The organism is Ruegeria sp. CDSB117, assembly GCF_059611005.1.
In genome coordinates, this window is the sequence record NZ_JBXWOS010000010.1 from 165,260 (window position 1) to 174,235 (window position 8,976).

Here is an 8,976-nt window from a genome sequence, read left to right on the forward strand (position 1 = left end):
GATTCTAGGTGTCTAATCTAAGAATTGCGCTTAGCGCAGCAGCCCTCGAAGCTCCGGTTTCGGGGGTTTTTCTTTGCTTGCCTTCCTCCTTTCTGCTCGTCCTCAGTTATTTTGCTTGTTGTTTACAGCTGTAAACTCGGCGTGTGATCTCTTGATGATTTTCGTCAGATTTTTGTCCAACCACTCAGCAAAATCCGCGTTCGAACCTGTCTTTCTAACTGACAATGTAAGAGACCCGCTGCCGGACTTGATAGTCACGCCATCAATGGGGCTGGTTTCACCAACGCCGTCCTTTTGTCGGGCACCACGTTTTGCGGCCGCTTTAAGTAGGGTTTCCAGCCGGTCATCTGAGGAAACCGATGGCTCGACGGCTTGAAGCAAGTCCGTTGCGTCTTCAATTGTCAGCTTGCCTGCCAAGAAGTGCTCAGCAAGTGCAGTCCACTTCGGGCGGCCTGACTTTGGAGCTGCGCCGATTATTTCTCCGACCTCAAAAGGAACGTTTTGCGTGACCTTAGTAAGGTGGGACAATCCTGATGCTGACAGGTTCAGAACTCGTTTCACCGTGGCTGTATCATGCCCAGCAGTCTGAATTGCTTCCGCAAAGCGAGCTTTTTCGTAGAAGGACAGGTTGCGCCTCGCTGCGTTTTCAAGGCCTTTGGCAAGGAGCGCCGACGCATCGTCGATATCTTGAACATTGGCGCGAACTTTGATTTTGAGCTCACGACATGCTTTGAGCCTTCTCCTCCCATAAATCGCCTCGTAACGACCTTCGGTTTTCGACTTCCGAACGAGGATGGGCACTTGTTGACCGCCGTCTTGGATGCTCGATTTCAAACTCTCAAAGCTATCGTCATCTTCATCAGGGTTTACAGCTGTAAACTCACCAAGCCGATCAATCGGTCCCCAATCGTCTATGAGAGATGGGTCAATTTCCCTAATTGCGGCAAGGGATCCTTGAAGCGCACCGAGAGCAGGGGCGTTGGCTCTTACCGGTCTGTCTGCGGTCTTAGATCCGGAACGTGCAATCGTGCTCGCTATACCCGACATTTCTTGAAGAGATTTTCTAGCCATTAGCTACGTCCCCATGCTTGGTGGATCATTTGCTCTACCTCAGAGCCGATCGCATCCATTGAGTTCTTTGCCCGGTCATAGGTTGCGCGTGTCATTTCCGAACGCACAACCTCGTAGATCGACTGCTTGAGCATTGTTGCGTCACTGATCGCAGTGCTCTTCAGAGCCGTTGCTGACATAACGCGGTCCTGAAACAGTGCTCGCATGAACGAAGCCAGCTGTTGAGATGGAACGTCTGTTGGCTCGTCACGTGTTATAAGGAACTTGAAGCTGTCGTATTCGAGAGTGGCGCCGGCGTCTTCAATGACAGCCATATAAGCACCAGCAAGTTCGAGAAATTGAGCTGTCGAAGACACGTCCAACATAGAAGGTGTTAAGGGCACGAGCAAAGAACTGGCGGCAGCCATCCCCGCGATGGTTAGGAACCCGAGTTGTGGTGGACTATCAATAAGAACAAGGTCAAAATCGTCTTCCACTTGGGCCAGAGCATTCCGTATTCTCGTAAAAAACGGATGGTCAGGGTTAGAGTGGACGGCGGATTCCGTCTCAAATTCAGAAAGAACAAGCCGTGACGGTGCCACAGACAATCCGGGGAAATATGTCGGAAGCACGACATCTGCCATATTAACCGGGTCTTCATAGCGAATGGCATCGTATATCGTTAGCCCATCGAACTCGATTTCAGGGCTGATGCCGCACATGGATGTAAGCGAGCCTTGGGGGTCTAGGTCAACGGCCAGCACACGGTATCCGCGAAGCGCGAAAAAATGAGCCAGATGAATTGTTGTAGTGCTTTTGCTGCTACCGCCTTTGAAGTTCATCAACTGCCAAACTTGAAGTTTCTCTCCTTCCGTCCGGCGAGGGATGTAGCGTCCTTGTTTGCGCGAGGTCTTCTCAAGCGTTTCACGTGCTTCCCAAAGCTCTTGCGCAGTATAGTAGCGTCGACCGCTTCGCACGTCTTTTGGTTCAGGAATTGTACCTTCTGAGTGGACCTTGCGCATGAATTGACCCGAGACGCCCAAAAGTTCGGCCGCTTCTGGTGCTGCGAATGTGCGTAGTGATTTTGTGTTGTCAGGTGCAAAGGCAGCAAGAAGATGCTCTCGGATAGCCGAGTTCAATCTCTCGGAAATTTCCGTGGCGAGTGCCGATGGTCGATCTGCCGTAAGTGGTGTCACGGGAATCATGTAGTTGCCTCAAATTAAAGAATGTGGTCATTTTCGCGCCACTTGAGACAAACAGCCGTGATTCACTGCCCTAAGTCAAGAATTTTCGCCTATATTGTGGGCTGCGCTGACCGGCAGACTACATGCGCTTTGTATCAGAGCAGGGTGGTTTACAGTTGTAAACCCGGTAGAAGAGAATTGTGGGCTCTCAAATCAGAGGTGGATCTTCCGCAGATCAAGCAGGCATGCGCGTGAAACTTCTCTAAATGCTCCGCTTTGAGTGGAGCATGTCCTGCCGAAGGCTGTGTCATGAATGAGCGAGGTGCGTTGTAAGAAGGGTATCAGGGAAGGTTAGGGGGTTAGTTGAGCTGATTGGTTGAATCACACCCCAACAAATCCGCAGCCGGGTTCTGGGCGATATCGACGCCGTCATAGCATTTCTGAGCCAGTGCGATAGGTGCAAACCGGTCTTGAGCGGTGCGCCGTCCTGCGCGGCTTGGGTCAGGAATCCCGAGCGCAGCCAATGCGATGAGGCATAATCCTTCGTAGTCCTGTCACCTTCAGTCGGTGTTTGACGATCTGGGCGATGGCGTCCAGGTTAAGGGGGCGTTTCCGAATCCAGCCAGATTTCGAGACCGAGTGAAACAGGGGGTTGTCCTCGATCTGACCCACTTTGCTCCAATGCACCAACGGCTTCGCTGCGCGGCCCTTGCGCACCAACCGTGGAGTCTTGTCTTTTTGGGTGGTCTCAACTACCAGCAGCGACAATTAAATCATGTAATTCTCGTTGAATTCCTTCAGCGACACATCCCCCAAAAAGATCTCGCCGATCACCGAACGCTGCCATCTACCCGAGGTCAGCCCAGTAACAGGATGATCCGGTCACGGCTGTCCCGGCACGAACCTTGAATGGTGACCATCTGCTGTTCGAGAATATCACCGGTAATCGGATGGGCGGTGTTCGGGGCAAGGAGGTCGGCCCTGTGTTTGGAATTTGCGAAAGCGTAGGGGCGATGGTTAACCCTGCCACGGCGGTGAGCACTTATTTGCTCTGTCAGGCCGGCAATAAGAACGGCTTGATTAAACTACCGGGTGTGGAAACTTCAATTGTTGAACAAGTACCTTCGTTGGCATATATTGCCAATCAGGAGGCTTAAGCCATGGTAACCCGCAATGTCGTACTTACAGAAACGCAGGATCAACTGGTGCAGGACCTGGTTGCGTCCGGTCGCTATCAGAACGCCAGTGAAGCGTTGCGCGCTGGTCTTCGTCTTCTGGAGCGGGAAGAGGCGGGACTGGTGTCTCTCAGGCAAGGCCTGCAGGAGGGCGTAGCCCAGGCTCAGGCAGGAGATCTGGCAGAAGGCGGCGGTACGGATGCGATCCGTCGTGCCTTTGTAAAGGCACGAACCAAAGCGTGACCAAACCCTTTCGACTGACACGCCGTGCTGAAGCCAGCCTGGTGGAAATTGCCCGATGGACCATCGACAAGTTTGGACGGCATCAAGCCGATCTTTATGAACAAGAACTGATATCGCGCTGTCAGGCCATTACGGAGGGCAGGGCGGCCAGCCGCAGCTGTTCTATATTGGTAGAGGAGGCAGCTGATCTCAGATATGTACGGGCGGGAGAGCACTTCCTAGTCTACCTGGATCAGCCGGACGCGGTGATCATTGTTGATATCTTGCATTCCCGCTGCGACCTGCCGCGACATGTTTCCGCGCTGGCCACGTTAACGGATGCGACAGGAATCAAGACATAGGCACAGCAGCCGGAGTTTCCCTCAAGCTGGGAATTCTTTAAGTAGGCAGTATGTGCTCACCCCAGCAGGTCTGTCGCAGGGTTCTCTGCAATATCCACGTCATCGTAGTATTTCTGTGTCTGGGCCATGGAGCGGTGCAGGGACAAGCGCATGGCGGCCTGGATCGGGGCGCCATCCAGCGCGGCCTGGGTCAGAAACCCTGAGCGCAGCCCATGCGGTGATGCGAAATCTTCTGGCAGCCCGGCCAGTTTCAGGCGGTGCCGAACAATCTGATAGATCGCATCCGGGCTGAGGCGTCGTTTCAGAACCCGGTCGGCTTTGGAAACAGGGCGGAACAAAGGGCCGTCGTTGATCCTACCCACATCGATCCAATGCACCAAAGCCTGCGCTGCGCGGGATTTCAGCACCAATCGCGGCGTTTCGCCCTTCTGGGTCGTCTTGGTTTCCAGCAATGAGATCCAAACACGATCTTTTTCCTCAAATTCCTTGAGCGATACATCCTCGCGCATCAGCCCGGTCAGTTCCGACCGGCGCCGACCACCGCTGGCCCAACCCAGCATCAGGATGGCGCGGTCGCGGCAATCGCGGCGGGAACCGCGACAGGTGGCCAGCAGCTGTTCGAGGATGTCACGAGTAATCGGATGCTGCGACTTTGGGGCAGGGGGCCGGGCGGCGGCGCGGCGGGCCTTGGCACGGGCTTGTTTCACTTGCGGCGCGTCAAAGGGCGCGGCGAGGTTCTTCATCCGGTGGAAGACCAGCCAGGAGGCAATGCGCCGGTCCAAGGTGGACGAGGCAGGGCAGGCCAGCGATCTGCGTAGCCCTTGTGCGATCAGAGCTTCGGTGGTTACACGCGCGATGTCGTCTTCTGGTGCGTCGCTCAGGTCGCGGGCGTGGTCGAGAATGAAAGCCAGCGCCGCCGCTTCCGTTTCGGGCCAGTCTAGCGCCGACCCGAAGCGCGCAGCCTTCCAGGCGGTGATGTAGAGCAGATCGCGCTCATACGCCCTAAGCGTATTGTTCGGCGTGCCGCGGATATAGAGATCCGTCAGCGCCTCCTGATCTGCGTGCGACAGGGACGGGGTGGGGCCGGGAAGATAGGGGGCAGGGGGCTTCATGAAGTGTATCCTGCGCCAATTCAGGTCAGAATTCAATCATATGTGATAAGGGATACTTATCGGGTATAATAGTGATTTAGTGGTGCAACAGAGCTAATGAACAAAAGGGCAAGTTTTTGCGTATAAAGCGGTTAGCTTATTCGGATCGCAGCAAATTCGGCGGGATTCCATTGAAAAGTTTTGAACAAATCTGGTGAATAACGCATCGGAGCAACGAAGTGCGCGATGCGTCCAAATGACGAACAGGGCAGCGAAGGCAACGCTAAGCTAGGCACTGAAGTTCACGATAGTTAAGCTCCTTTTGGAGGAGGTGTAATTTGGAACGTCGCTTGCTCACTATTCTTGCGATGGACGTCGTCGGTTATTCGCGGCTGATGCATAACGATGAAGAGGTGACCCTTGCCGAACTTATGGCCAGCCGGAATCTGATCGAACAAAACATAAAACAATTCGGAGGCAGACTTTTCGGCAGTTCAGGAGACGGGTTTATTGCGGAGTTCGGTAGTCCTGTTCGGGCCGTACGTTGCGCCACTGCGATCCAAATCGAATTGTCCGAACGTGCTGCCGCGCGACCGGAAAAACGGAAAATGCTGTTTAGATGCGGCCCGGTGTTGTCACATTAACTTTGAACCCACCAAGAAATGCTGATGTTCAGATTTCAAAGCGCTCGAGTGGCTGAAATCCAGGCGTCAAACGCTTCGAGACGGTGATATCTGATTGTTAATGCGGAGCGACGGCCTGCAGGGACACTGAAGCAATTCCGAATGGCTGAATGGGTAGCCACGAACCGCTGTAATCCTCCTGGAGACCGATGGTTCTGCATCGTCCGTTCTCGCTTTCGAAACGGTAGATGGCTGTTTTCGGCGCGGTTGTTGAGCCCCTTGTGCGACCAGTGATCCAGACCCGGCGCGATCTCTCGTATGGCCGCGCCATATGAGCGCAGCTTGTCCGTGATGATCCGCTTGGGAACATAACCAAGACGCTTTATCAGGCGGCGCAACAGCCGTTTTGCCGCTCGTTTGTCCCGATTCGGTTGGAGTATTTCGTCCAGCACGACACTATGTTGATCGACCGCGCGCCAAAGCCAATACTTGCGACCAGAAATTCTCACGACAACCTCATCGAGATGCCAGATATCGCCGGGACGGTCCTGTCGCTGTCGCAATTTGCGAGCGATCTGCGGCCCGAACTTAATGACCCAACGCCGGACAGTCTCGTAAGACGCGTCGATCCCACGCTGCAGCAGCATCTCTTCAACTTCCCGTAGGCATAGATTGAAACGGGCGTACAACCACACTGCATGGGCGATTATGCTCAGGGTGCCATTCGACGCCGATCGCAAAGGACGCGGAGGGGTCTTCGAGCGCCTCGACCACGCCGTCCTCGGCGCGCGCCGTCACCTTCAGGCCAGCGCCGATCCTGTTGACCGCCTGATGGTGCAGACTGTTCACGGCAAACCTGTGACGGCCATTGTATATCTCTCCGAGCTTTGAATCCGGTTCAACGATGATGTCATGCACCTTTGTGTGAAAACAAAAACCGGGCGGGCGGTGCTCCAGTGCGTCAGGTAAGGAATCCAACGCGTGTTGGAAAATATCGCCCCCGGACAGTACGTTCATAAGTTGCATACCCCGGCAAATGCCCAAATGCGGGATGTCATTGGCGCGTGCGTAGTTGATCGTGGCGATCTCGAAACGGTCTCGATCCGGGTCTATCAGTTCGAGCCGTGAGCTGTGTTCGCCGCCATAGAGTTCCGGTGCAAAGTCGATACCTCCGGTCAGAACAAAGCCTGAAAGCGAAGACAGGAAGTCGTCCGCGTCCGCGTCATCGAGATACGGTAAAAGGATTGGGATGCCGCCTGCACGGGTAATGGCGTCGCAATAGGCACGGTGACATTTATACATCGGGTCCGGCCCATTTGTATCGTAGTCCGGAGTGATGCCGATTAGAGGTTTTCGCATGTGTCTAAGCTCCTGCTCACGAGGTTTCGATGAGGTTTCTCTCAAATTGGGTAATAAGTTCAGGCCCGTTCTCGGTAATCAGAACCGTTTCGCTGAATCCCATCCCCTGGCCCATCATCAAGGCGTGTTGCACCATTCCGGGTTCGAACACCCAGTCGACATCCGGGACCATGTCCCGATTTTATTCGCCAACCGATGGGAAAAATGTCAGCCCAATACCGTAAGAGGTCCGGTTGGTGTATTCCGTTCGAACACCGCTATCCAACAACGCCTTGCGCATGTAGGCATCGACGTCGCCCGCGCGCACCCCGGGCTGCATCATGGCAATGCCTTCGTCCTGAATGCGGATGATGGTGTCGGCAACCCGCTTTTTTTCATCGGTGGCCTTTCCGTTGACTGCGGTTCGCATCAGGCGGCTGACATACCAGTTTACGTTCCCTGTCAGTTCGAGATAGACGTTGTCACCGGGCTGGATGACGCGCGCCGTCGCGCCGCCGTGGATTTCCGATGTGCGTTCGCCTGACGTCATGACCTGTTCGGGCGCCAATTCACCGCCAGCACACAGCATGGCACTATTGAACGCCCCGGCGATCTGATTTTCCCGAACGCCGGTATGAACGGCGTCGATGCCAGCTTGAACACCCGCTTCTACCACGCGTGCGGCCCGCCGATGCTGTTCTATCTCCAGGGGTGATTTGATGATGCGTAAAGTTTCGATCAGATGCGGTTCCGGGACGAACTCGAAATCCGGCAGCGCATCGGTCAAATACGCCAGTCGCTCGGGGGTAAGGAACCATGACTGGTAGTCGACACCGACACGTCCCTGCGGGATGCCCGCCAGGCTCAGCGCCTCACGCACAGCCTTCGAGCCCACCAGCATCGGGTCTTTGTTGTCGCTCCACACAGCCATCGTTTTGACCCAGGATGAAACGTTGACCGCCTGTGCTTCCATGTCACGTACGATCAGAACTGGCTCGCCTTTGGCTGGGATCAACAGAGCATGATAGAAAAAATAGCACATCATGAAGAACCCGCTGATATAGCGAATGTTCTGCGGCTGGTGGATCAATAGGGCTGGCAGATTTGCGGCTTCCATACCTTCTTGCAGCCTTGCCAATCGCTGGCGATACTATTGAATGGGAAAGTCCATTTTTTTGCTTCCTTTTCATTTGCAGCGAAGACGTTGGCACGCACTGCCATGCGTCAAATCGATTGTGGGTGTGATTTTATGCTCAATCCGCCGCCTTCACGGCGGACAGGAATTGCTGTGTTCGCTCACGCTGGGGATTGCCGAACAGACCCTCCGGAGGACCCTGTTCTTCGATCTTCCCCTGATAAAAGAAACAGACACGGTCCGAGATATCGCGCGCAAAGCCCATCTGGTGTGTCACCATCAACATGGTGAGGTTATGTTCGGCCACCAGCTTGCGAATGACACCGGTCACTTCGCCGATCACCTCAGGGTCTAACGCCGAGGTGACTTCATCGAAAAGCATCACCTTGGGGCGCATGGCCAGTGCCCGGGCGATGGCGACACGTTGCTGCTGACCGCCGGACAGACGTGACGGATGCTGGTCCTTCTTGTCGATCATGCCGACCATCGACAACAACTCTTCGGACCGTTCTCGGGCCTCAGCCTTTGGCAAACCCAGCACATGCACCGGCCCTTCCATGCAGTTCTGTAGGGCGGTCATATGTGGAAACAGGTTGAAATGCTGAAAGCACATACCGATCGAGGACCGCGCCCGACGCAGGTATTTTGCGTCGGCGGGCACCAGAACCCCGTTTTTGGCCATATGCGTAAGCGGTTGGCCATCGACATAGATCACACCACCATTGATGGTTTCCAAAGTCATCAGCATGCGCAACACGGTGGTTTTGCCCGAGCCGGACGGGCCGATCACGGTGAC

The 8,976-nt window shown here is 54.8% G+C and carries 12 protein-coding genes; 4 read left to right on the forward strand and 8 right to left on the reverse strand.

Going from position 1 to position 8,976, the window contains the following annotated elements; all coding sequences use genetic code 11:
- Positions 1-102: 102 nt before the first annotated feature.
- Positions 103-1,071, reverse strand: a complete 969-nt coding sequence (repB, locus tag AC2FJC_RS13345) for a plasmid partitioning protein RepB (protein ID WP_496739871.1) — start codon at positions 1,069-1,071, stop codon at positions 103-105.
- Entirely contained in the window at positions 1,071-2,255 is a 1,185-nt protein-coding gene (gene repA / locus AC2FJC_RS13350; RefSeq protein ID WP_037317392.1) for a plasmid partitioning protein RepA, read from the reverse strand. Before repA ends, repB begins: the two co-directional genes overlap by 1 nt.
- 884 nt (positions 2,256-3,139) lie before the next feature.
- On the opposite strand from repA, the gene AC2FJC_RS13355 reads away from it, so the two are divergent.
- Genes AC2FJC_RS13355 through AC2FJC_RS13365 form a run of 3 tightly spaced genes read left to right on the forward strand, consistent with a single transcriptional unit; the run spans position 3,140 to position 3,993 of the window.
- Complete coding sequence (locus AC2FJC_RS13355) at positions 3,140-3,391, forward strand: hypothetical protein (protein ID WP_480685960.1); 252 nt, start codon at positions 3,140-3,142, stop codon at positions 3,389-3,391.
- A 3-nt stretch (positions 3,392-3,394) separates the two neighbouring features.
- Positions 3,395-3,652: a type II toxin-antitoxin system ParD family antitoxin gene (locus AC2FJC_RS13360; protein ID WP_496739872.1), complete on the forward strand. Its 258-nt coding sequence runs from the start codon at positions 3,395-3,397 to the stop codon at positions 3,650-3,652.
- The gene (locus AC2FJC_RS13365) at positions 3,649-3,993 is read left to right on the forward strand and encodes a type II toxin-antitoxin system RelE/ParE family toxin (RefSeq protein WP_496739873.1); all 345 of its coding nucleotides are present in this window, start codon (positions 3,649-3,651) and stop codon (positions 3,991-3,993) included. The genes AC2FJC_RS13360 and AC2FJC_RS13365 overlap by 4 nt, the downstream gene beginning before the upstream one ends.
- 56 nt (positions 3,994-4,049) lie before the next feature.
- On the opposite strand, the gene AC2FJC_RS13370 is transcribed toward AC2FJC_RS13365, so the two are convergent.
- Positions 4,050-5,105, reverse strand: a complete 1,056-nt coding sequence (locus AC2FJC_RS13370) for a tyrosine-type recombinase/integrase (RefSeq protein WP_496739874.1) — start codon at positions 5,103-5,105, stop codon at positions 4,050-4,052.
- Between the two features lie 317 nt (positions 5,106-5,422).
- On the opposite strand from AC2FJC_RS13370, the gene AC2FJC_RS13375 reads away from it, so the two are divergent.
- Entirely contained in the window at positions 5,423-5,728 is a 306-nt protein-coding gene (locus AC2FJC_RS13375; RefSeq protein ID WP_496739875.1) for a hypothetical protein, read from the forward strand.
- A 35-nt stretch (positions 5,729-5,763) separates the two neighbouring features.
- Here the strand turns inward: AC2FJC_RS13375 and AC2FJC_RS13380 are convergent, their stop codons facing one another.
- The 5 genes from AC2FJC_RS13380 to ehuA all read right to left on the reverse strand — a co-directional run.
- On the reverse strand, positions 5,764-6,447 hold the full coding sequence (locus tag AC2FJC_RS13380) for an IS6 family transposase (protein WP_496739876.1): 684 nt from the start codon (positions 6,445-6,447) through the stop codon (positions 5,764-5,766).
- Positions 6,359-7,066 (reverse strand): gamma-glutamyl-gamma-aminobutyrate hydrolase family protein, encoded by a 708-nt coding sequence (locus AC2FJC_RS13385; protein WP_496739877.1) that lies wholly within the window; start codon positions 7,064-7,066, stop codon positions 6,359-6,361. Before AC2FJC_RS13385 ends, AC2FJC_RS13380 begins: the two co-directional genes overlap by 89 nt.
- Positions 7,067-7,082: 16 nt before the next feature.
- On the reverse strand, positions 7,083-7,238 hold the full coding sequence (locus AC2FJC_RS13390; RefSeq protein ID WP_496739878.1) for a hypothetical protein: 156 nt from the start codon (positions 7,236-7,238) through the stop codon (positions 7,083-7,085).
- A 9-nt stretch (positions 7,239-7,247) separates the two neighbouring features.
- Positions 7,248-8,183, reverse strand: a complete 936-nt coding sequence (locus tag AC2FJC_RS13395; protein ID WP_496739879.1) for a M24 family metallopeptidase — start codon at positions 8,181-8,183, stop codon at positions 7,248-7,250.
- A 115-nt stretch (positions 8,184-8,298) separates the two neighbouring features.
- The coding region (gene ehuA / locus AC2FJC_RS13400; RefSeq protein ID WP_496739880.1) for an ectoine/hydroxyectoine ABC transporter ATP-binding protein EhuA at positions 8,299-8,976 on the reverse strand (678 nt) is incomplete at its 5' end.